This window comes from Auritidibacter ignavus (genome assembly GCF_029853775.1).
Taxonomy (GTDB): Bacteria; Actinomycetota; Actinomycetes; order Actinomycetales; family Micrococcaceae; genus Auritidibacter; species Auritidibacter ignavus.
Window position 1 is genome coordinate 2,220,325 of sequence record NZ_CP122564.1, and the last position, 20,566, is coordinate 2,240,890.

The following is a 20,566-nucleotide window of genomic DNA, read 5'->3' on the forward strand; positions in this document are numbered from 1 at the left end:
TCTCCTCGTTTTTCACACCACCACACGTGGACTCCATAAAGCGGACTAGAACTGCACCTCGCAGTGGTCTTGCAGATAGGTCATCCCGTCCACAAACTCGTCGTCATCGGCCAGCTCGACCACCTCGGCGTAGGCGTCGGTATCCGACGTATCGCCGGTGCGGTGGTCTTCCAGAATCTCGGCCATGGAGATGACCTGGTCGATGCCGTGGCGTAGTTGCTCATCCGAGGCGTTATTTTTGATCTCCTCGGCCTGCTCGATGAATCCCTCATCGGCGGGCTCAGGTAGGCCCTGCAATTGCTCGCACGAGTCTTCGAGCGCGTCATCGCCACCGGAGCTACACCCGGTCAGCGCCAACCCCGTCGCGAGAGTAATGAGACTTAGATGCCGGAGGCGCATTTATCAACCAGAACCTCGGCCGATGTGGGATCGACCTGTGACTCGAGACCCTGTTGTTGGGCTTCTGCGATGCTGGCTCCGTCTTCCAGGGACTGGTAGACGCTGTGGTAGGAGCCTTCGATATCTTCCAGAGCGTTGGCAAGCTCCTGATCGGAGGTGTCATGAACCATCCGAGAAAATTCGTTTAACGCCGATTCCATCTGGCCGGTGGCGCGTTCGGCGTCATCGCCGGACTCCCCTAGGGCGTTTTGGACCTTGAGTGTGACGTTGTTGAGCTTCTGACAGGTCGTGGCGATTTCATCGTTGCCAGTGCAACCGGTCAGGGTGAGACCCAGCCCGACCACGGCACTGATTCCGAGAACGGTTTTTTTCAGGTTCATGGTTCCTCATCTCCGAAAAAGCGGTGCTGTTGACACTCTACTAAAGGGGCAACGCTCGTGACGCCAATTTCCAACTCACGATGTGTTGACCAGGATAAACAGTGGGCGGTGCACCCGCCGAGGCTGATCCGGCGATGCACCGCGTAAACTAGCCTGCATGGGAACCTATGCTTCGGATCGCGCTGAACTGGCAGAACTCGTCAAAGACTTGGCGGTGGTGCACGGAAAAGTGACGCTGTCCTCGGGCAAACAGGCCGATTATTACATCGACCTGCGGCGAGTCACTTTGCACCACCGCGCAGCTCCGCTGGTGGGGCGGGTCATGTTGGAGTTACTCTCCGACGTGGAGTTTTCCGCGGCCGGAGGATTGACCATGGGCGCCGACCCGGTCGGCACCGCAATGTTGCACCAAGCCAACCCGGCCCGGGAGTTGGATACTTTCGTGGTGCGTAAACAGGCCAAAGAACACGGTATGGGACGCCAGGTGGAAGGACCCTCGATCGAGGGGCGGAAAGTCGTGGTGTTGGAAGATACCTCGACCACCGGCGGATCTGCCTTGACCGCCGTTGAGGGTGTGCGCGCTGCCGGCGGTGAGGTCCAAGCCGTCGCTGTGCTGGTCGATCGGGATACCGGAGCGGCCGAGCGGATCCAAGACGAGGCCGGCGTCCCGTATCTGGCCGCCTTCCGTTTGAGCGATCTCGGACTCTAACCATCCCTGAAGGAGGATCACTATGGCAGACCACAAGACGGAGATTCAGCACCGCAAGACCGCACCGGCGGTGATCGCCGGGCTGATCGGTGGCTACGCCACGGCTCGGTTGACGAAGATTCGGGCCCTGGGCGCGGTCGGACTGGGTGTGGCCGGTAGCTACGCCACAAAAGCCTGGGCGCAAGCAGGTGGCGCTGGACGCGCCGTGGGACTGGCGACGGTATACCTGGGCGCTTTCGGCGCGTCGCACTGGTTATCGAAGAAAATTGGCGCGTGGCCATCGGTACTGACGGTCACCGGCATCGCCTCGGGGGCCGCCTGGGCGGTGCATGATCGGCACACCGAGCCGCACGTCGACGGCCCGACGACGTGACGGACTCCGCGCAGCACCCCACCGACAACGGCTACCACCGTGAAGTCGGTGTAGGCCCCTGGGAAGGACCCTGGCCCACCGGCGAACAGTACGATCCGCAACTACTGGCTGAGGGTGATCGTCGCAATGTGTTGGACCGGTACCGGTATTGGACAGTGGAGGCCATTGTGGCCGACCTCGACCGATCGCGCCACGGTCTGCACATTGCCATCGAGAATTGGCAGCACGATTTCAATATCGGAACCGTGGTGAGAACCGCGAACGCGTTTAACGTCGCTGGGGTGCACATCATTGGCAAACGCCGGTGGAATCGTCGTGGTGCGATGGTCACCGACCGCTACCTGCACGTTGAGCATCATCCCACTATTGACGACTTTGTGGCGTGGGCGCAAGAGAACAACCTACCGATTCTGGCCGTGGACCTTTTTGAGGATTCGGTGGCGATCGAGGAGTTCAGCTTCCCGAGGGAATGCGTGATGGTCTTTGGGCAAGAGGGACCGGGGATTTCCGAGGACATTCATCGGGCTGCCACGGCAACGTTGGCCATTGCGCAATATGGCTCAACCCGTTCAATCAATGCCGGGGTGGCCGCCGGTATCGCGATGCATGAATGGGTGCGACAGCATGCGGTTCGCCCGGCAGGTCCTGACCGCCGGGTGGTGGATGGTTAGACTGGGGGCAAAACCAGATCGATGAAGGAGCTTATATGCCTGTCGCATCCCCCGATAAGTACGCTGAGATGATTGACGCCGCGAAAAAGGGTGGCTATGCCTATCCCGCGGTGAACGTCACCAGTTCACAGACTCTCAACGCTGCTATCCGCGGTTTCGCTGAGGCAGAGTCTGACGGGATCATCCAGGTTTCGACCGGTGGTGCCGAGTATTTCTCTGGTCAGTCGGTGAAATCCATGGTCGTGGGGGCGAAGGCCTTCGCCGCCTTCGCCAAGGTAGTTGCTGATTCCTACGGTGTCACCATCGCTCTGCACACCGATCACTGCCCGCAGGACAAACTCGAGGGCTTCGTTAACCCGCTCCTGGACGCCTCCGCCGAAGAAGTCAAGGCCGGTCGTGATCCGATCTTCAACTCTCACATGTGGGATGGTTCGGCAGAGCCTCTGGAAAACAACCTGCGCATTGCCGAACAGCTCCTGGAGCGAACTCAGGCCAACCACCAGATTCTCGAAGTGGAGATCGGTGTTGTCGGTGGTGAAGAAGACGGAGTGGCGAACGAGATCAATGACAAGCTCTACACTTCGGTCGAAGACGGCATGAAGACCGTTGAGGCTTTGGGAACCGGCGAGAAGGGTCGCTACATTACCGCGCTGACCTTCGGTAACGTTCACGGGGTGTACAAGCCGGGCAATGTCAAGCTCCGTCCCGAGCTGTTGGACGAAATCCAGCGTGAGGTGGGAGCCAAGGTCGGCGTGGAGCGCCCCTTCGACCTGGTCTTCCACGGTGGTTCGGGCTCGACAGATCAAGAAATTGCTGACGCTGTGTCCTATGGTGTGATCAAGATGAACATCGATACCGACACCCAGTACGCCTTCACGCGTCCGGTGGCTGCCCACATGTTTGAGAACTACGATGGGGTGCTCAAAGTTGATGGCGAAGTCGGCAACAAGAAAATGTACGACCCGCGTACCTGGGGCAAGAAAGCCGAAGCCTCTATGAGCGAGCGGATCGTTCAGGCCTGCCAGGCGCTGGGATCGGCTGGCCACGCGCTGACATAAGCTGCGACCCTTAGTGATGCCAATATGCGTTACGCCGAGGGGTTGGATCTGGGCTCACCCAGGGTTCTGGGACAAACCAGACCCCCTTGGCGTCGATGCGTTGAATGCGCCATTTGCCTAAGTGCACATCGGTGTGGTGGCCCTGGCAGAGCAAGACCGCATTGCCCATATTGGTGTCGCCACCGTTTTCCCATTCGGTGATGTGGTGGATCTGGCAATAGGCAGCGGGCATAGTACACCCCGGTGTGGCACAACCACGATCTCGAGCCACCAATGCACGGTATTGCGCGGTGGAGAACATTCGTTTTTCTCGGCCAAGATTGAGCACTTCACTGTCACTGCCAAACACCAGCGGGATCAATCCTGCGTCACAGGCGGCTGATCGTAATTTGCTGGGATGAATGGTTCCAGAGAATTGACCTTCAGATCTGAATCGGTGGCCCGGAGAATCATCATCGACTGGATCGCCTTCTCGGTGGTGACTGAAGAACTTCACGAGTGATTGTCTCTTCAAATCGTCATCGAGTTGGTGTCGTCGCGACAATTGTTCGCTCAGGGTCTCGTAGTCCATCGAGATGATCATCTTGGTGGACTGACCGCGCGTTGCTGGCAACCCGTTCTTGGCGTTCCCGGCGCCAATGCCGGCAATCAGTACACCGAACAGCGCGTTCACTGCACGGTGTGCGCGATGACGGGGATCGTAGAGGTTCTCCCCGTCAAAGGAGTGCTGGTTTCCCGCTGCATCGATACTGGCCAGTGCATCGGGGGAAATCTCGGGAAAGTTTGCTTTCAATGCCTGAATAACCGGGTTCTTCGGCTCGGTCGCCGAGCTCTCATCATCTGAGTTGTGGCTGTCAGTGACACCGGTTGTCTCAGAACCACGACGTAGCACGGCATAGTTGTTTGCTGCGGCCTCAATGGTTCGCAACAGCTCGGCATTGAGGCCGAAGACGGTCCCGCCGAAGTCCAGACCACCATCCTGTCGCGAGGCGACCCAGAACTGTTCTTGAGCTGGTTGTGGTTCAAGGCCATCTTCGGGTGCGGGGCCGTCGGCATCAATGTAGTAGCACAGTTTGGGCAACCACTCACGGCACGTTTGATGGAAGTCGCCGACGCTCATGGTTTCTGCGTGACGGGTCAGCACTGGCATCATTTCTTGAAGAATCGCGTCCACCCGTGCCGGATCCGCGGATGTTCTACGGGCATAGCGTTTGAGATCTTCGGTGAGCTTGATCAGGCGGTCGGCGTTAGCGGTCCGCATGTGACCGCGCTGGAAGCTACGCGCAAAGTCTGGGAACTCAAGTTCAGGGGCGGGGCCACCTGAAATCGGTGGTGGGGGCGGAACCGTATAGTGGGCCCGCATCGTTCGCTGGGCGATATCTCTGCGACCCAGTCCGTGGTATTCCTCGAGGTACTTTTTTTCATTTTTCGGTCCTCGAATTGTGCGGGGAACTCCCAGAACTGCTTGTTGTTCTGCGGTCGTGGTCAAGGCCCGGGTGGTGAGCCCCATCAGCGTCGTCTGGAGGCCGTCAAGACCGGTGCTGAGTTCTTCGGCTGCATGGGTGAGACCGGGCAAGCTGTCGTGATAGTTATCCGGTGCGGTGAGTTCGACCTGCTCGGAATCACGATCAGAGGCCAGCGTGGAGTTCCAGTCGGTAGCCGAGGCGTCTTCGCGCCACCTGGCGAGGTCATCGAAGGCACTCTCTGAGCCCATGCGCGACCCTAATGCTTGGAGTACCCGGCACGCGGCGTGGAGCATCTCGCCCGGCGATGCCTCTCGCAGGGCTTCTTCGTCGAGGAGGCCCGGGACAGCCTGCATGTCGCGACTGCGCGGATCCGCCGTCACTGACATGCTCTTCACCACCTCAATGCGTTCGATAAACCATCTGATTGTTCGAGTTATACTCCCATAATATCGTACAGCTGTTCCCATAACAAGGGTGTGCGCGAAGGGTGTGGATGGCTGCAAACCGCTTAATCATGCGGGAGTTGCGGTTGACGTCAAGTGTGCGTTTCGAACAGTGGACAACCGGCACTCGAACGGCTTAATCGAACATGTGCGACGTCTGAACAGTCACCGGCAACAACTCTGCGGAGGTATTCCAGCCCACGGTGGTCGTTTAGAGTATGTGCCATGAGCTATGCCGTGATTGTGATCTACGTACCGACCGAGAACGCCGAAGCAGTCCGTGACGCGCTCGCTGAGGCGGTGGGCCCGATCGGTGAGTATTACGGAGCATCGTTCACCTCTCAGGGCACCGGGCGGTTCACTCCGTTGCCGGGGGCTGCACCGGCCATTGGAGAGGTAGCGCGTGCCGAGGAAGTGGCTGAAGACCGGATCGAGATGATGGCCCCGATCGATAAAGCGCGGGCAGCGGTGCAAGCCGCACTCGCGGTGCACCCGTACGAGCAACCGGCCTATCACATCATCCCGGTCTCGACCCTGGAGGATTTTCGTGAGTAATGGGTGCCCGGGCACCGGGGCGCCCAGGGCGTTAAAAAAGCCTGCCACCGATGGCACAACTGTGGTGGTTGGCTGCGGTGGCAGGCGTTAGTCAAACCCTTAGTCAGACTCGGTGAGAGTTACTCAGCGTCTTCTTCCTCGGCGTTTTCCTCGTCTGAGGCGTCCTCGGAGGACTCGGAGCTGTCGCCTTCGGCGGGGATGATTTCACCGTTGGGCCATTCTTCCGTGATGAAGTCGGCAACTTCCTGGGAGTGCAACAGCTCCTCCAGGGTGGCAATGGCGTCGTTATCGTCGCCGGCACGCCAGACGAGCATGTTGCCCCACGGGCTGTCCTCGGCGGATTCCACGACCAGGGCGTCATCGACGCTCAGTCCGGCCTCCAGGAAGTAGTTGCCGTTGATGATGGCCAGGTCGATGGAGTCATCATCGACGACCTGAGCCAAGAACTCCGGCTGGGATTCTTCGAACTCCAGGCCCTTGGGGTTCTGTTCGTCGGTCAGATCCAGCGCGCCCTGGTCGTCACCGATGTCTTCCAGCAGACCTTCGGCTTCCAGCAGCTGCAGTGCGCGGGGCTGGTTGGCCGGGTCGTTGGTGATACCGATGGTGGCGCCATCGGGCAGATCGTCAATGGAGTCGTGCTTCTCGGAGAAGCCAGCGTAGGGCTCCAGGTGGATCGGATCGCCGTGATCGAAATCGTATCCCAGGTCCTCTTCCTGCTGTTCCAGGAAGGGCAGGTGCTGGTAGTAGTTAGCGTCGTCGCCGCCTTCGTCCAGCACACGGTTCGGGGTCTGGTAGTCATCGTATTCGTTGATTTCCAGGTCGATACCGGCATCTTCGGCCAGATTCTCATCGACGTACTCCAGGATCCGAGCATGCGGAACCGGGTTGGCACCAACGGTGATGGTGGTGACGTCTCCGTCGCCACCATTGTCGCCACCGCCTTCTTCACCGCAACCGGTCAGCACCAGGGCGGTGATGGTGGCGGTAGCCCCGAGGGCCAGTCCGTGGCGGATGCGACGGCGTGAGGTGAATGAGGTCATCAGAGAGTTCTCCTTCCAAGGTGGGTGTGTGGTTCGTTGGGGAGGAAAGCTTAACGGTGGTCGACGTACTTGACGATCTGATCGCCGATGAACTGGATGATCTGGACCAGCACCACGATCAGGATCACGGTCACCAGCATCACGGCGGTGTCGAAGCGCTGGTAGCCGTAGTTATAGGCGAGTCGGCCCAGACCGCCACCGCCGACCAGCCCGGCCATGGCGGAGTAGCCGATCAGCACCACGATCGTATTGGTGGAAGCGGCCACCAGTCCGGGGAGGGCTTCGGGCAGATAGATCTTGGACACGATCTGGGCCTTCGATAGGCCCATGACCTGGGCGGCGTCCACGGTGCCGGCGGGGACTTCACGCAGTGCGGTTTCGACCAGGCGGGCGAAGAACGGTGCGGTGGCGATGGTCAGGGACACCGTGGCGGCGATGGGGCCGATGGCAGTGCCGACCAAGAACTGGGTGAAGGGGATCAGCGCGACGATCAAGATCGCGTAGGGGATCGAGCGGGTGATGTTGACGATGATCGAGGAGATGATCACGTACAGCCAACGTACCGGTGCAAGTCCGCCCGGGCGGGTGATGTGCATGATCAGGCCGACGATCAGCCCGAGGATGATGGTCGCGATCGAGGAGATCACCACCATTTGGATGGTCTCCCACAGGGCTTCGGGCACGGCATTGGTGATGGCGCGGTTTTCGAGCACGTTCTCGGTGAACCAATCCATTACAGATCACCTGCCTTCAGGGCGCGAGCTTGGAATCCGGCGGCGCGCAGGACTTGTAAGGCTGGTTCGGCAGCGGGTGGCTGGTCCCCGCCGGTTACGGACAGTAGCTGGTGGGCGAACCGAGTGGGTCCGAGGTATTCGATGGTGCCGGTGGAGACGATGGCCTTCACCGGCAGGGCCTCTTCCAGCACGGTGGTAGGGGCGGGTAGGTGTTCGCCGGAGCCCAGCACCTCGATCAGCGTGGCTTGGGGGTCGCGGTGGGCTTCATCGAGTTCGTCCAGTGGCAACAACGCGGCGGAGAGCTGACCGTTCAGGTGGGCGGCGACTTCTTCCAGCGGACCGGATTCGACGATGCGACCTGCGTCCAGCAGAGAGACGGCGTCGCACAGGGTTTTGACCACGTGCATTTCGTGGGTAATCACCACCACGGTGAGGTTGAGTCGGTGGGCCACCGAGCGGATCAGCTCCAGGATCTCTTTGGTGGTGGCCGGGTCGAGGGCGGAGGTGGGTTCATCGCACAGTAGCACGTCCGGGTCGGCAGCCAAGGCGCGGGCGATGCCGACGCGTTGACGCTGTCCGCCCGACAGCTGGGCAGGGTAGGCCTCGTGGAAGCCGTCGAGGCCGACGAGATTGACCAGTTCGGCGGCACGCCGTTTGCGTTCGGAGTTGGAGACCGAGGAGATCTCCAACGGCAGGGCCACGTTGTCGACGACGGTGCGCGAGGACAGCAGGTTGGCGTTCTGAAACACCACGCCGATCCGACGGCGGGCCTGACGCAGTTGTTTGGCCGAGGAGTTGCTCAGCACCGTGTCGTTGACCGCGACGGTGCCTTCGGTGGGGTGATCCAACAGGGTCAGGCAACGCACCAGGGTGGATTTCCCCGCCCCGGAACGACCAATAATGCCGTGGATCGAGCCGGTGGGAACCTGAAGGTTCACGTCATCTAACGCCCGAACCTCACGGGCGTTTTGTCGGTAGACCTTGGTCAGGCCTTCAACAGTGATCATGCAGGGGTATCTCCTGATCCTGATGCGCAGAGCCGGTGGGCTCAGTGCATCGTGCGCGTGCTGACATTGCTGACAATGAGGTACCTCAAGAATAGGGGACACTGACTCGCAGCGCGGTATCGGTGTGAACGTGATTTCACCGGGAATGTCACATGGTGTCATCTTCGGAACTTCGCCAGGCTGGGTACAGTGGAAGCAGAATCTATGCGCTGAGGTGGCGAAAGGAGCCTGTTGTGGCCTCGATGATCGGTAAGAACTTGATGGAACCCGAGCCCACTCTGTTGGCGGCGGAACCGGAGGTGGACCAACGGCTGCAGGCCGGTGACCTGCCGGAGGATCTGGTGCCGGTGGCCCCGCGGTCCTCGCTGGTGTGGGCGTTATTGGCCGAGGACGCCTGGCAGGAGGGGCGGACCGTGGACTCGTACGCTTATGCGCGGGTGGGATACCACCGGGGACTGGACGCGCTACGGGCGGCCGGATGGCGCGGGCAGGGCCCGGTCCCGTACTCGCATGAACCCAATCGCGGATTTTTGCGCGCACTGTACGCTCTGGGCCGAGCCGCTGCCGCGATCGGGGAATCCGATGAGGTGGAGCGGATCACGACACTGTTGCATGACTGTGACCCCAGCGCGGTGGAGCAGATCGAGGCTCGCTAGCGTTACGGGTTGTCCTGCTGTGGGCGGGGTAGTGAGTCGATAAACTCCCAAAATAGCTCGCCGGCGCGGGCGAGGTTAGCCAGGAAGGTCTCGGGGCCTTGGGAGTTTTTGTCGTGCCAGCTGACGCAGAATTCTCCGTGGGCGGGTTTGGGCGTGTAGCTGATGCCGAAGCCTTCGGAGATCGTGGGGGGCGAAGGCATACCGGATGATCTGCTCGGGGCCACCAACCGAGGTGGTGGACAAAAAGTCCCGGCGGACCGACCGGATGGCCGGGTCGGTGAAGAACGGGTCGGAGGCCATCAGCGTGTTATCGGCGATCGCGGTGGCTTCCAATAGTTGCAGGTGTCGGTCCATCCCGGATCCGGCCTTGCATTTCTTGACCCAGATCCGGTGGGGGTTCAGCGCATCGATCAGCAGATTTTCGGTAGCCTTCCCTTGAGCCAGCGCGGTGGCAAAGCGCACGGCTTCCGGGGTGGCAGCCCGGAGGCATTCGGTGCGACCGGCGCGAAATTCGCGTATGTCCACGGCCTCGTAGACCGCCCGGATATGCTGGAAGGTCAAGTACTGGGCGGTCGACATCATCAGCTGGGCGCAGGCGTCTCGGCTGAGCTTGAGCGGATAGTTATCCACGGGTAAGAGCCGGTCCACCTCGACCATCGCCACCTGATAGTGGCGAGCGCGCTCGCGGTAGTGCTCCACCTCAGGCGTGAAGCGCTCCAGTAGCTCATCGGTGAACTCCCAGGTCAACGGTTCACTGGCTAGCTCGGGCTGGTGTGGATCCATGGTGGTGGGCTGGGGGTCGAGAGCCTGGATCCGTTGGAGTGCGGTGACCAGGGTGGCCCCGTCCACTCCGGTGTGTTCGACCTCCATGCACAACCAGTCGTGGTGGAGCCCGACCTGGTAGCTGATGGGCTTATAGACCCAGGCTGCCCCGGGGCGGAAGGCAAAGTTGCGCAACTCAGCGGCCCGGGGCAGGTCTGCCTCGGTGATGTCGACGGTGAAGAGCGTGTTTTTCAACCGCTGATAGGTCTGTTCATTCTCTCCTACAGCCCGCAGTTCTGGCAGGTGCTCGGCCAAGAACTCAGAGCCCAGTGCGGAGATCGCGGCGAAGTTTGGTTGCTGGGCTTGTTGGGCTTGCTGGGCGGTGTGTGCCTCGTCCAGAATCTGGTCGAGGGCGACCCGCAGTTGCGTGGGGGTGGCCAGGGTGCCGGTCTGATCGGTCACGGTGACCGCGTGTAGCTGGCCGCGGTGGAACACGCCAATCTCGCGCTCGCGGGCATCGAGGGTGCACGGCTCGATCACGTCTTCATCGACCTGCGGGGTGCGGATCCCGCCGTTGAAGGTAAACCACTGGTTCATCGTGATGCGGTTGCCACGGGCATCGATCTCTTCGGGCATCTCGCCACGGGCCTGGATGAGGTGGAACCGGAGCAGGCGGTGTACGAGGTCTGCGACTCGAGCAGATCCGGTCTTCTCGGAGGGGATTTCGATCTGGAAAGCCACATTGGAGGCCAGCATCAGTGGCTCGCGGACCGCGAGATAACTGGAGTACCAATAATCCGACATCCAGTTGGTGCCGGTGGCCTCGGCCCGGGAGGCTAGCTGTTCCAGCTGAGATTGCAGGATGGGGCCATTGCGAGTGCGGAAGGAATCGATGATCTTTTCGGCGTGAGCAAATTCCTCCCCGGCCAACAGGGTACGTAGCGCGTGGCGGAGCGTGTCCAAGGTGTCATCAAGATGTGGGAGAGGTAGTGGCTTGAGGTCGACGGTGGCCGGGTGCGGGGTGAGGGTCACAGCGGTATGGGCTTTCTCTTCGACAGGATGGGTTACCTCTATTGTCACCTGTCGGTGAGGTTGCTGTCAGGAGCCCTACCATCCGGTAGATAAAGTCACGAAAGAATAACAGGATATTCTCAGGTTTTCCCGGGATCGGCACGAGCATGCGGATTAAAGGGTATGACTTCGGGGTGAATCCTCAGTTAATTCAGACGGTCGGTTGCGAACAGATAACGATTGTGTCACGGTGGATAACAGTCAGATAACAACGCGCTGTTCGGGCGCGGTCCATTGATGTTCTCATCACGAGTAGAGATCACGAGATAGAGAAGGAATCCTGATTGATGACTTATTTAACTCGTCGCGAGCGTATTGACGCTGAGCGGGCCTTGAAGCAGGCTGCCACCCGCCGTCGTCGGAAGAATGTGACCAGCGGGCTGGTCGGTGTTGCTGCGGTGGCTGGTGCTACCTTCACCGGAATGAATTCGGCCACCGCTGCCCTGGAAGATGTGCCGGCCGACGCGGAGGGCTCCTCGACGGCGGCTCAGGTGGGCCCGAATAGCACCTCCGATAGCGCCAACACCGCTTCTGCTGAAACATCTGCTGATACCTACACCGTGGAAGCCGGGGATACGCTCTCACAGATCGCCGGCGAGTTAGGCGTGAGCCTCAATGAGTTACTGGAGGCCAATAGTATTTCGGCCTCTACCACCATTTACCCCGGCCAAGAACTGACCGTTCCGGGCGCAACGGAGTCCACCGGGGAACAGGCGCAGACTGCCTCTAATACTGCCTCCAATGCTGAGACAGCAACCAGTGAGGCGTCGGCCGATGAACCCCTGGACGTTCAAACCGTCTCGGCAACCAGCTCGGCCAGTGGCTGGCAGGGCCAGGCCGTGAACGCGGCCATCGACATCGTCAATTCCGGTGCTGTGTACAGCTTTGGCGCTAATGGTCCCTCGGCCTACGACTGCTCGGCCTTCGTCAAGGCCGCTTACGCCAGTGCGGGCAAGGACTTGCCACGTACCTCATCCGCCCAGTACTCGGCAGCCAACCAGCATGTCTCCCTGGACAACCTGCAAGCCGGTGACCTGGTGTTCTGGTCCAATAATGGCTCCGCCTCGGGCATTTACCACGTGGCCATGTACATCGGTGATGGCCAGATTGCTCAGGCCCGTAACCCCAGCGCGGGTATTACCATTGACAACCTGTCGACCTACCAGCAGTACAACCCGCCGATCCAGACCGCTGCTCGGTTCTAAGACCACCGAGCTCTCGGTGCTCAGCCCAGCTGGAGTGTTACAGCTGGGGTAGGTCGTCGAGTAGATGTCGGGTGTAGGAATGTGACGGGTTGTCAAGGACGTCATTGACCGGCCCGTGGTCGACAATTTCGCCCTGGTTCAACGCTGCCACTTGCGTGGCGATGTGTCGGGCCAGGGCGATGTTGTGTGTGACGAAGAGTAGGGCCAGCCCGCGCTGGTGGCGCAATTGGTTCAACAGGGCCAGGATGGAGGCTTGCACGGAGACGTCCAGGGCTGAGGTGATTTCATCGCAGACCAGCATCGAGGGTGCGTTGACCAGGGCGCGGGCGGTGGCTGCGCGTTGGCGTTCCCCTCCGGAGAGGTCTCCGGGCCGGCGGTCGTAGAAGCTGGGATCCAGCTGGACAGCTTCTAGGGTTTCTTCCACCACAGCCCGGTGTTGGGAGGAAGGTAGCCGCTGGGACATCCGCAACGGTACGGTCAGGGATTTCCCGATGGATTGGCGCGGGTTTAGGGAGGAGAAGGGCGACTGGAAGATGTACTGGATGTCTTGGCGGGCATCGAGGCTACGCTTGCGGGCCCGGTGTTCCAGTGCCTGGCCCCGTAGCTGGATGGTGCCGGTGTAGTCCGGGTTGAGCCCGGCGATCGATCGGGCCAGGGTGGTTTTACCGGAACCGGATTCGCCGAGTAATAAGGTCGATTCCCCGGGATCGATGGTGAGGTTGATTCCCTTGAGCACCTCATGGGACCCGTAGGACATCCGCAACTCCCGCACAGCCAGCAGGTGTTGGCTGGGCCCGGATTTCTCCTGCGGTTGAGACTGTCCCTGGGCGGCGGTGGAAGGCTCGGTGATCGCGGGCGCCTGGTTGGTTTCGGTGAGATTTTTCTTTCCGGCTAGATCGGGTACTGCCCGCAGGAGGCGTTGGGTGTAGGGGTGGTCGGGTTCGTTCAGGATTTTGCGCCAATCGCCGATTTCCACCAGGTCACCGCGTAGCATGACCGCCACGCGGTGGGCCAATTCGGCGACCACCGCCAGGTCGTGGGTGATGTAGAGCGAGGCCACATCGTGGCGGGGGTCATTTCCCGAATGGTGTCGAGCACGTGGGCTTGGGTGGAGACATCCAGCCCGGTGGTGGGCTCATCGAGCACCAGCACGTCGGGGTTCATAGAGAAGGCCATGGCAATACCGATGCGTTGTTGTTGGCCGCCGGAGAGCTGGTGTGGCCAGCGACGCTGGTAGGAATCATCATCGGGCAAACCGACATCGCCTAAGACCTGGGCGACTCGCTGGGCGCGCTCGGAGGAGCTGGAGCCGTAGCCGTGGATGTCGAGTACTTCCCGGATTTGGTCGCCCACCCGCATGGCCGGGTTAAGGCTCAACGCCGGGTCTTGGGGGATGTAGGCGATGCGTTCGCCACGCAGGGCTCGAATGCGGTCATCGGTGAGTTCAATGACGTTGATTGGAGTTTCGCCAGTGCGTGGGTAGAGGGTGATCTCGCCACCGGTCTGGGCTAGCCCGGTGCGGAAGTGGTTCAGACAGGCAAGCCCCACGGTGGTCTTACCGGAGCCGGATTCTCCGACCAGGGCGAGGATTTCGCCACGGTGTAGATCCAGGTCCAGGTCGTGAATGATCTGGTGGCCGGTGCCGGTGGCGGAGACGCTCAGCCCCCGGATGGTGAGCACCACGGTGTCAGTTGCGCTGGTGGGATGGTCGGGACTCATCGGTTGGCTACTTTCTCCGCGGTGGTCTCGGGGGTATTGGTCTTCGTGGCCAGTCGGGAGGCCTTCACCGGCAGGGCGGTGGCACGTGCCAAGGCGTCGGCCAGCAGGTTGGTGCCGATCGAGTAGGTCAGGCGTAGCCCGGCTTCCACGGCCAGCGGGCCGGTGATGTTGGGGAAGATCTCGCGAACCAAGATCTGGGTACGCGGGACCGCATAGAGTTCGGCGGCGCGGATGTAGTCTTCGGACGTGACTGCCAGCGTGGCAGCCCGGGCCACCCGGGCGATGCGGGGGGGGGCGTGGGTGAAGCCGATGACCAGGATGAGCACCAGGGCGGAGGGACCAAAGATTACGATGGCCAGCATGGCCAGAATCAGTTGGGGGAAGGCCAGCACCACGTCGTTGACGCGCATGATGATCGCGTCGGTGATCCCACCGGCGTAGGCGGCAATCATACCCAACAGGGCGCCGAGGACCAGACCGATGGCGGTGGCGGCCGCTGCGCACAGGAGCAACAGGAGCCCGCCCCCCACGAAGCGGGAGAGGACCGACCGGCCGAGATTATCGGTACCCAGCAGCGCGTCGTTGGTGAACGGCAAACCGACGAATTCGGTGGTGGAGTATCCGGTGATCTCCGGGGCGAAAAAGTAGCCGACCAGGGCAATAAGCAGCACCAGGCCAGTGAGGATGACACCGATTTTGCCTTCGGGTTGAGCCCAGATGCGGGCCATGAGTGGGTCGGGTTTGGAAGCGGAGGTTTTCAGCTGGCTCATGAAGCACTCCTGAGCTTAGGGTTGGCCAGAATGCCGACGATATCGGCGGCGAGGTTCACCAGGACGTAGACCACGGCGATCAACAACGAGATGGCTTGCACGACTTGCACGTCACGATAGGTGACCGCATCGATCAGCGCCTGGCCCAGGCCGGGGTAGCGGAACAGGTACTCGATCACGACCACACCGCCAGCCAACCAGGCTAACTGGATGGCCACCACCTGGGCGACCGGTCCGATCGCGTGGGGCAGTGCGTGACGGAACACCACTCGCCGTTCGGGCACACCTTTCAGGCGGGCCATTTCCACGTACCCGGAGTCCAGGGCTTCGATCATGGTGGTTCGGGTCATGCGGGCAATATACGGGCTGACCACCAGCAACAGGGCCAGGGTGGGCAGAATCAGCTGGGTGGGAAACTCCCAGACCCGTTGATCCGGTGGGTTCATGGTCACCGCCGGCAAGATTTGGAACACCGAGGTGGCAAACAGGGTCACCAGGCCGATACCGATGACGAACTCGGGCATGGCGGCCAGGGCCAGGGAGATCCAGGTGATGGTTTGGTCGCGTTTCTTCCCGCGGTGTCGTGCGGTATAGATGCCGACACCAATTCCGATCGGGATGGACAGTACGGCGGCCAGTACCATCAGCACCAGCGAGTTCACCAGCGGTTCGCCCAAGTATTCGGAAATCGGCCCGCCGGTGGAGGTGGAGGTGCCGAAGTCGCCGGTGAACAGTCCACCCAGCCACAGGAAATATCGTTCCCAAGCGGGCCGGTCGAGGTTCATCTCGGCTTCCAGGGCGGCGATGCGTTCGGGGGTGGCCTGTTGGCCCAGGATGGCGGTGGCCGGAGAACCCGGCAACAGCAGGGTGGCGCAGAAGACCACGATGGAAACTGCCAAGAGAATCAGCAGGCTGATTCCCAATCGTCGCACAATCAGCTTGGTCATGCGTTCACCTCAGCAATCCAGGCCCGCTGGAAGTTACAGCCAGACAGGGGCAAGCCGGTGGCATTTTCTTCAAAACCCATCACATATTTCTGCATCGCGTCGACCTGGTTGGAGAAGCCCCAGATGATGTAGCCACCCCGGTCGAAGAATTCTTCTTGGAGCTCGGCAATCTTTCCTTCGCGTTCGGCGTTATCGGCGGTGGCTTGGGCTTCGGAGACTCGGGCGGCGAAGTCGGGACCCTCCCAGTGGGTTTCATTAAACGGTGCTGTGTCCGTGGCGCATTGGTCTACCTGGGCGAGGAAGTTGCGGGTGTACCAGAAGGACTGTGAGAAGGGATAGTGCAGGTAGTTACCGTCACCGTAGAAGGTGGTGGTGTCGACCTGGTGGAGATTGGCCGTAATTCCGGCGGCTCGGACTTGTTCGGCTAGCACCTGCGCGGCCCGGACCGCGCCGGCTTGGATCTCGCTGGTGACCAGATCCACCTCGAGCCCGTCGGGGTAGCGGGCCTCCGAGAGGAGCTGTTTGGCTTGTTCGATGTTTTGTTGACGCTGTTCGAGGTGGTCCGGGTACCCCGGGTCGTAGAAGGCGAACATATCGTTACCAAGCTGGCTGTGACCGGAGAACACCTGGTTGACCATTTGCTCACGGTCGATGGCCAGTCGCATGGCCTGGCGGACTTTCACATCGTCGAATGGGGCGGTATCGACTCGCATGGTAAACGGGAGCCACATCCCGGTCTCGGAGTTCAACACCTGCAACCGCTCATCGGCATCCACCACCCGGGTTAGGGTCGGGTTGATTTGGCCGATGGCATCGACCTGGGTGGAGAGTAACGCGTTGAGCATGGCGTCTTCTTCTTGGAAGTTCACCAGCTCGACCCGATCCAGGTGGGCGGGAGTATCCCAGTAGTTGTCATTGCGGTTCAGGGTGGTGATCTGACCGGGTTCGAATTCACCGAGCGTAAAGGGGCCGGCCCCGATGGGGTCGCTTGGATCGTAGTCTTCGGGGACGATGCCCATCTGGTACTGGGAAAACGCATCGTCGAGCTCCGCATCCGGGGTGGAGAGCTTGAAAATCAGGGTGCGTTCATCGACGACCTCCATGCTGTCGATGACTTCCATCATCGAGGCCCCGTTCTTTGGATCATCAGGGTTGCGCACCCGCTCGACGGTAGCAATGACATCTTCGGGGCGGACCGGCCGACCATCGGAGAACGTCACGCCCTCGCGTAGCACTAGCCTCCATTCGGTGGCGTCGTCGTTGACCTCCATGGACTCCGCCAACCGGTATTCCAATTCATAGTTGTCGTCCCGGCGCAATAACCCCTCGTAGAGGTTGATCACCCGCGCGGTGTCTCCGGAGTTCACCGGTGCGTGGGCGTCTAACGAGTCGGTTGCTGACCCGCCGGCGAGCCCAACTCGCAAGGTGCCACCTTGAGTAGGCGGGCCGGAGGTATCCACCTGGGTGACCGGGGGTGCGCTACAGGCTGAGAGCACGCCGAGCGCGCCCAGGCCAAGAGCCCCGCCTAACAGCTGGCGCCGATTCAGGTGCAAGCCTGCCGGGCGGGGGTCGGGGATGCGGTGATGGTGGTTCATAGTGAGGAATACCCCGTGGTGGTGTGATGATGGTGATAGGTTTCGGAAACCATATGGCCCAAGATGAGCTGATCGGCCAGCGTCACGGCCCGATCGGCGTCAAGTCCTCCGGTAATCACCCGGATGCCCAGCCCGTCGATCAAAGCAGCAAAGACATCGCGGAGTGCATCGACAGGGGTATCGACCAGGACATGCTGGTCTTGACCGGTCTGAATGAGCGTGGTGACGGTGTCGAGCCAGCGTTGGTAAGCGGTGGCGTTGACTTCTTTAGCATCCGGGAAGGCGGGGGCAGCCGACCAGAATTGCACCCAGGTGGCCCATTCCAGTCGAGTACGTTCAGTGGTGGGTAACTGGGTGCGGGTCAGCGATCGCAGTGCCTGAACGGGGTCGGTGATCGCCAGCGACCGTGCCTGGGACTGGGCAGCTAACTGGCTGCAGTGGTGCAACGTCGCTCAGAAGATGGCGTTCTTATTCTCGAAGTAGTACAGCACCGCGACCGGGGACATGGAGGTAGCCCGGGCGATATCGTCGATTTTCACGGTGGAATATCCGCGGGAAGCAAACAGTTCCCAGGCAGCAGCCACCACCGCTTCGCGCCGAGAGCACTGGGTGTTGGTGTCCTGGCGGGTGGGGAAGGGATGCGAGGAGGTATCTGTGCCATCGCCCAGAAGCCAGTCCACGCTCACACCGGTTAGTCGCGCCAGCGCATGCAGTTCGGTGGCCGAAAATTTGCGCACCCCGGCTAAAGATTTGGAGAGTTTGGATTCATCGAGACCCATCTGCTGGGCCAGGCGTGAGTCACGCAGTAAACGTATCACCGGCTTGCGGTGATCGCAATACTTTGATTCACATTCAGGGGCAATCGCAATATCGGGATTGTTCCCGGGCGACTAGAGTAAAGCTCCGTGGCTCAACTGTATTTCCGTTATGGCGCAATGAACTCCGGCAAATCCACCGCGCTCTTGCAGGCAGCGTTTAACTATGAAGAACGTGGCATGCGCGTGCTGGTGACCAAACCTGCGGTGGACACCAAGGGTGCCGATCAGATTGTCTCGCGTCTGGGTGTGGTGCGCACGGTGGATTTCCTCGTATTGCAGGGAGCCTCGTTGCGGGAGAGCTTTGCGCAACGAGCCTCGGGCCGCGACCCGTATTCCTTGGTGCCTGATTTGGACGCGGCCAGCCAGCCGGTATCATGCTTACTCATCGACGAGGCTCAGTTCCTGAGTGTCGAACAGGTCGAAGATGCGTTGCGGATCGCGGTGCTCGATGATGTACCCGTGTTGGCCTACGGGATCCGGACTGACTTTCAAACCAGATCGTTTCCGGGAGCGCGCCGACTGTTTGAATTGGCCCATAATATTGAGGAGCTAAAGACCATCTGCCGATGCGGTCGTAAGGCTCTGTTTAATACCAGGAAACTAGGTGACCGATTTGTCTTTGATGGCGCTCAGGTGGCCATCGACGATGACGATGGTTCTCAGCACACCAATGTCACGTATATCTCGCTGTGCGCTCGCTGTTATCTAAAAGAGCGGGAGCGCTCGGGGATACCGGAGCTGTCATAAAGCCCTTGGGGCCCACTGTCCGCCCGAGCTGGTGACCTTGCTCGCCTGATAAACTAGGAAGGTAGGGTTCTCAGGCCAAGGTGTCGGTCGGGAACGTTTTCTATGTTGAGGGCTCGTCCTGCGCGTCCTGATCAGGAGAGATGCAACTATGCCAGCTATCGCAATCGTCGGCGCCCAATGGGGAGACGAAGGCAAAGGCAAAGCAACCGATCTGCTCGGTGGAATTGTTGACTATGTGGTCAAGCCCAACGGTGGCAATAACGCTGGGCATACCGTGGTGGTTAACGGTGAGAAATTCGAACTCAAGCTCCTGCCGGCCGGTATTCTCTCTCCGAATGCGACCCCGGTGATCGGCAACGGGGTGGTGATCAACCTCGAAGCGCTCTTTGAGGAAATCGACGGACTTCAAGCACGTGGTCACGACTGCTCGCACCTGAAGGTCTCTGCCAACGCTCACGTGGTCGCCCCGTACCACCAGACCCTGGATAAAGTCACCGAGCGATTTTTGGGCAAACGTGCGATCGGTACCACCGGTCGCGGTATTGGGCCCACCTATCAAGACAAAGTTGCCCGGCTGGGTATCCGGGTCCAGGACCTCTACGATGAATCGATTCTGCGTCAGAAAATCGAGGGCGCACTGCGGCAGAAGAATGAGCTACTTGTCAAGCTGTATAATCGCCGGGCCTTTAGTGTTGATGAGATTGTGGAATACTTCGATCGCTTCGCTGAGCGACTGCGCCCGATGGTGGTGGACTCGGTGATCCTGCTCAACGAAGCATTGGACCATAACAAGGTCGTGCTCATGGAAGGTGGACAGGCCACCTTTCTCGACGTTGATCACGGGACCTACCCGTTTGTCACCAGCTCCAACCCCACCGCGGGAGGAGCTTCGGTGGGTGCTGGAATCGGACCCACCCGGTTCACCCGCACGCTGGGAATTATTAAGGCCTACACGACCCGTGTGGGTGCCGGACCGTTCCCGACCGAGCTGGATGACGAGATGGGGGAGCGACTACGCACCAGTGGCGGCGAGTTCGGGGTGAACACCGGTCGTCCCCGTCGGACCGGCTGGTTCGATGCGGTCATGGCCAAGCACGCCTCACTGATCAATGGGTTTACCGACTACTTCCTCACCAAGCTGGATGTGCTCACCGGCATCGACCAGATTCCGGTCTGTGTCGCCTACGATGTCGACGGCGTCCGGCATGACTCGATGCCGATGACCCAGACGGATTTCCACCATGCGGTCCCCATTTACGAGTACTTCCAGGGCTGGCACGATGACATCTCTCAGGCACGGAGCATTTCTGATCTCCCCGAGGCTGCTCAACGCTACGTGCATGCTCTCGAAGAGCTATCGGGCACCAGGATCTCCGGTATCGGTGTGGGGCCGGGCCGCGACGAAGTGATTCAGGTCCGCGACTTGGTTTGGAACGACTAG

The 20,566-nt window shown here is 60.6% G+C and carries 23 protein-coding genes; 9 read left to right on the top strand and 14 right to left on the bottom strand.

Features of this window, described 5'->3' with window-relative positions:
- Positions 1-45 precede the first annotated feature (45 nt).
- Complete coding sequence (locus tag QDX22_RS10105) at positions 46-399, bottom strand: hypothetical protein (protein ID WP_110099086.1); 354 nt, start codon at positions 397-399, stop codon at positions 46-48.
- Entirely contained in the window at positions 381-779 is a 399-nt protein-coding gene (locus QDX22_RS10110) for a hypothetical protein (RefSeq protein WP_110099087.1), read from the bottom strand. The genes QDX22_RS10105 and QDX22_RS10110 overlap by 19 nt, the downstream gene beginning before the upstream one ends.
- A 157-nt stretch (positions 780-936) precedes the next feature.
- On the opposite strand from QDX22_RS10110, the gene pyrE reads away from it, so the two are divergent.
- Genes pyrE through fbaA form a run of 4 tightly spaced genes read left to right on the top strand, consistent with a single transcriptional unit; the run spans position 937 to position 3,590 of the window.
- A complete protein-coding gene (gene pyrE, locus QDX22_RS10115) occupies positions 937-1,488 on the top strand; it encodes an orotate phosphoribosyltransferase (RefSeq protein ID WP_110099088.1) in 552 nt (183 codons plus the stop codon).
- A gap of 22 nt (positions 1,489-1,510) precedes the next feature.
- Positions 1,511-1,861, top strand: coding sequence for a hypothetical protein (locus QDX22_RS10120; RefSeq protein ID WP_110101269.1), 351 nt, complete (start codon positions 1,511-1,513; stop codon positions 1,859-1,861).
- Positions 1,858-2,532 (top strand): TrmH family RNA methyltransferase, encoded by a 675-nt coding sequence (locus QDX22_RS10125; protein ID WP_110101270.1) that lies wholly within the window; start codon positions 1,858-1,860, stop codon positions 2,530-2,532. Before QDX22_RS10120 ends, QDX22_RS10125 begins: the two co-directional genes overlap by 4 nt.
- 35 nt (positions 2,533-2,567) lie before the next feature.
- Positions 2,568-3,590 carry a class II fructose-bisphosphate aldolase gene (gene fbaA / locus QDX22_RS10130; RefSeq protein WP_110101271.1) on the top strand — a complete coding sequence of 341 codons (1,023 nt, stop codon included), beginning with the start codon at positions 2,568-2,570 and terminating at the stop codon, positions 3,588-3,590.
- Between the two features lie 10 nt (positions 3,591-3,600).
- On the opposite strand, the gene QDX22_RS10135 is transcribed toward fbaA, so the two are convergent.
- Positions 3,601-5,442, bottom strand: coding sequence for an HNH endonuclease signature motif containing protein (locus QDX22_RS10135; RefSeq protein ID WP_158524759.1), 1,842 nt, complete (start codon positions 5,440-5,442; stop codon positions 3,601-3,603).
- Between the two features lie 282 nt (positions 5,443-5,724).
- Between QDX22_RS10135 and QDX22_RS10140 the strand changes: the two genes are divergently transcribed.
- On the top strand, positions 5,725-6,054 hold the full coding sequence (locus QDX22_RS10140) for a YqfO family protein (protein WP_110101273.1): 330 nt from the start codon (positions 5,725-5,727) through the stop codon (positions 6,052-6,054).
- 119 nt (positions 6,055-6,173) lie between these two features.
- Here QDX22_RS10140 and QDX22_RS10145 read toward each other — a convergent pair whose 3' ends face one another.
- Genes QDX22_RS10145 through QDX22_RS10155 form a run of 3 tightly spaced genes read right to left on the bottom strand, consistent with a single transcriptional unit; the run spans position 6,174 to position 8,835 of the window.
- Positions 6,174-7,094 (bottom strand): MetQ/NlpA family ABC transporter substrate-binding protein, encoded by a 921-nt coding sequence (locus QDX22_RS10145; RefSeq protein WP_110101274.1) that lies wholly within the window; start codon positions 7,092-7,094, stop codon positions 6,174-6,176.
- Between the two features lie 50 nt (positions 7,095-7,144).
- Complete coding sequence (locus QDX22_RS10150) at positions 7,145-7,828, bottom strand: methionine ABC transporter permease (RefSeq protein ID WP_110099095.1); 684 nt, start codon at positions 7,826-7,828, stop codon at positions 7,145-7,147.
- Positions 7,828-8,835 (bottom strand): methionine ABC transporter ATP-binding protein, encoded by a 1,008-nt coding sequence (locus QDX22_RS10155; RefSeq protein ID WP_110101275.1) that lies wholly within the window; start codon positions 8,833-8,835, stop codon positions 7,828-7,830. The genes QDX22_RS10150 and QDX22_RS10155 overlap by 1 nt, the downstream gene beginning before the upstream one ends.
- A 233-nt stretch (positions 8,836-9,068) precedes the next feature.
- Between QDX22_RS10155 and QDX22_RS10160 the strand changes: the two genes are divergently transcribed.
- Positions 9,069-9,491: a DUF3151 domain-containing protein gene (locus tag QDX22_RS10160; RefSeq protein WP_370443920.1), complete on the top strand. Its 423-nt coding sequence runs from the start codon at positions 9,069-9,071 to the stop codon at positions 9,489-9,491.
- A gap of 75 nt (positions 9,492-9,566) precedes the next feature.
- Here the strand turns inward: QDX22_RS10160 and QDX22_RS10165 are convergent, their stop codons facing one another.
- Complete coding sequence (locus QDX22_RS10165; RefSeq protein WP_279717819.1) at positions 9,567-11,285, bottom strand: choline/carnitine O-acyltransferase; 1,719 nt, start codon at positions 11,283-11,285, stop codon at positions 9,567-9,569.
- Between the two features lie 326 nt (positions 11,286-11,611).
- On the opposite strand from QDX22_RS10165, the gene QDX22_RS10170 reads away from it, so the two are divergent.
- Complete coding sequence (locus QDX22_RS10170) at positions 11,612-12,529, top strand: C40 family peptidase (RefSeq protein WP_110101277.1); 918 nt, start codon at positions 11,612-11,614, stop codon at positions 12,527-12,529.
- 37 nt (positions 12,530-12,566) lie between these two features.
- On the opposite strand, the gene QDX22_RS10175 is transcribed toward QDX22_RS10170, so the two are convergent.
- The 7 genes from QDX22_RS10175 to QDX22_RS10205 are packed head-to-tail and all read right to left on the bottom strand — an operon-like array spanning position 12,567 to position 18,378.
- Positions 12,567-13,589: an ABC transporter ATP-binding protein gene (locus QDX22_RS10175; protein ID WP_279717821.1), complete on the bottom strand. Its 1,023-nt coding sequence runs from the start codon at positions 13,587-13,589 to the stop codon at positions 12,567-12,569.
- Positions 13,475-14,248, bottom strand: a complete 774-nt coding sequence (locus QDX22_RS10180) for an ATP-binding cassette domain-containing protein (RefSeq protein WP_279717822.1) — start codon at positions 14,246-14,248, stop codon at positions 13,475-13,477. The genes QDX22_RS10175 and QDX22_RS10180 overlap by 115 nt, the downstream gene beginning before the upstream one ends.
- The gene (locus QDX22_RS10185; RefSeq protein ID WP_279717823.1) at positions 14,245-15,018 is read right to left on the bottom strand and encodes an ABC transporter permease; all 774 of its coding nucleotides are present in this window, start codon (positions 15,016-15,018) and stop codon (positions 14,245-14,247) included. Before QDX22_RS10185 ends, QDX22_RS10180 begins: the two co-directional genes overlap by 4 nt.
- Positions 15,015-15,965: an ABC transporter permease gene (locus QDX22_RS10190; protein WP_110101291.1), complete on the bottom strand. Its 951-nt coding sequence runs from the start codon at positions 15,963-15,965 to the stop codon at positions 15,015-15,017. The genes QDX22_RS10185 and QDX22_RS10190 overlap by 4 nt, the downstream gene beginning before the upstream one ends.
- Positions 15,962-17,560, bottom strand: coding sequence for an ABC transporter substrate-binding protein (locus tag QDX22_RS10195; protein ID WP_110101292.1), 1,599 nt, complete (start codon positions 17,558-17,560; stop codon positions 15,962-15,964). The genes QDX22_RS10190 and QDX22_RS10195 overlap by 4 nt, the downstream gene beginning before the upstream one ends.
- Entirely contained in the window at positions 17,557-18,006 is a 450-nt protein-coding gene (locus tag QDX22_RS10200) for a TetR family transcriptional regulator C-terminal domain-containing protein (RefSeq protein WP_110101293.1), read from the bottom strand. Before QDX22_RS10200 ends, QDX22_RS10195 begins: the two co-directional genes overlap by 4 nt.
- A 6-nt stretch (positions 18,007-18,012) precedes the next feature.
- Entirely contained in the window at positions 18,013-18,378 is a 366-nt protein-coding gene (locus QDX22_RS10205; RefSeq protein ID WP_110101294.1) for a TetR family transcriptional regulator, read from the bottom strand.
- Between the two features lie 87 nt (positions 18,379-18,465).
- Between QDX22_RS10205 and QDX22_RS10210 the strand changes: the two genes are divergently transcribed.
- A complete protein-coding gene (locus QDX22_RS10210; RefSeq protein WP_110101295.1) occupies positions 18,466-19,125 on the top strand; it encodes a thymidine kinase in 660 nt (219 codons plus the stop codon).
- A gap of 148 nt (positions 19,126-19,273) precedes the next feature.
- Positions 19,274-20,566, top strand: coding sequence for an adenylosuccinate synthase (locus QDX22_RS10215; protein ID WP_110101296.1), 1,293 nt, complete (start codon positions 19,274-19,276; stop codon positions 20,564-20,566).

What these genes read in the sequence shown, in the direction of transcription:
- QDX22_RS10105 (WP_110099086.1), bottom strand. Translation starts at nt 399, where the DNA reads ATGCGCCTCCGGCATCTAAGTCTCATTACTCTCGCGACGGGGTTGGCG.
- QDX22_RS10110 (WP_110099087.1), bottom strand. Translation starts at nt 779, where the DNA reads ATGAACCTGAAAAAAACCGTTCTCGGAATCAGTGCCGTGGTCGGGCTG.
- pyrE (WP_110099088.1), top strand. Translation starts at nt 937, where the DNA reads ATGGGAACCTATGCTTCGGATCGCGCTGAACTGGCAGAACTCGTCAAA.
- QDX22_RS10120 (WP_110101269.1), top strand. Translation starts at nt 1,511, where the DNA reads ATGGCAGACCACAAGACGGAGATTCAGCACCGCAAGACCGCACCGGCG.
- fbaA (WP_110101271.1), top strand. Translation starts at nt 2,568, where the DNA reads ATGCCTGTCGCATCCCCCGATAAGTACGCTGAGATGATTGACGCCGCG.
- QDX22_RS10135 (WP_158524759.1), bottom strand. Translation starts at nt 5,442, where the DNA reads ATGTCAGTGACGGCGGATCCGCGCAGTCGCGACATGCAGGCTGTCCCG.
- QDX22_RS10140 (WP_110101273.1), top strand. Translation starts at nt 5,725, where the DNA reads ATGAGCTATGCCGTGATTGTGATCTACGTACCGACCGAGAACGCCGAA.
- QDX22_RS10145 (WP_110101274.1), bottom strand. Translation starts at nt 7,094, where the DNA reads ATGACCTCATTCACCTCACGCCGTCGCATCCGCCACGGACTGGCCCTC.
- QDX22_RS10150 (WP_110099095.1), bottom strand. Translation starts at nt 7,828, where the DNA reads ATGGATTGGTTCACCGAGAACGTGCTCGAAAACCGCGCCATCACCAAT.
- QDX22_RS10155 (WP_110101275.1), bottom strand. Translation starts at nt 8,835, where the DNA reads ATGATCACTGTTGAAGGCCTGACCAAGGTCTACCGACAAAACGCCCGT.
- QDX22_RS10170 (WP_110101277.1), top strand. Translation starts at nt 11,612, where the DNA reads ATGACTTATTTAACTCGTCGCGAGCGTATTGACGCTGAGCGGGCCTTG.
- QDX22_RS10180 (WP_279717822.1), bottom strand. Translation starts at nt 14,248, where the DNA reads ATGAGTCCCGACCATCCCACCAGCGCAACTGACACCGTGGTGCTCACC.
- QDX22_RS10185 (WP_279717823.1), bottom strand. Translation starts at nt 15,018, where the DNA reads ATGAGCCAGCTGAAAACCTCCGCTTCCAAACCCGACCCACTCATGGCC.
- QDX22_RS10190 (WP_110101291.1), bottom strand. Translation starts at nt 15,965, where the DNA reads ATGACCAAGCTGATTGTGCGACGATTGGGAATCAGCCTGCTGATTCTC.
- QDX22_RS10195 (WP_110101292.1), bottom strand. Translation starts at nt 17,560, where the DNA reads ATGAACCACCATCACCGCATCCCCGACCCCCGCCCGGCAGGCTTGCAC.
- QDX22_RS10215 (WP_110101296.1), top strand. Translation starts at nt 19,274, where the DNA reads ATGCCAGCTATCGCAATCGTCGGCGCCCAATGGGGAGACGAAGGCAAA.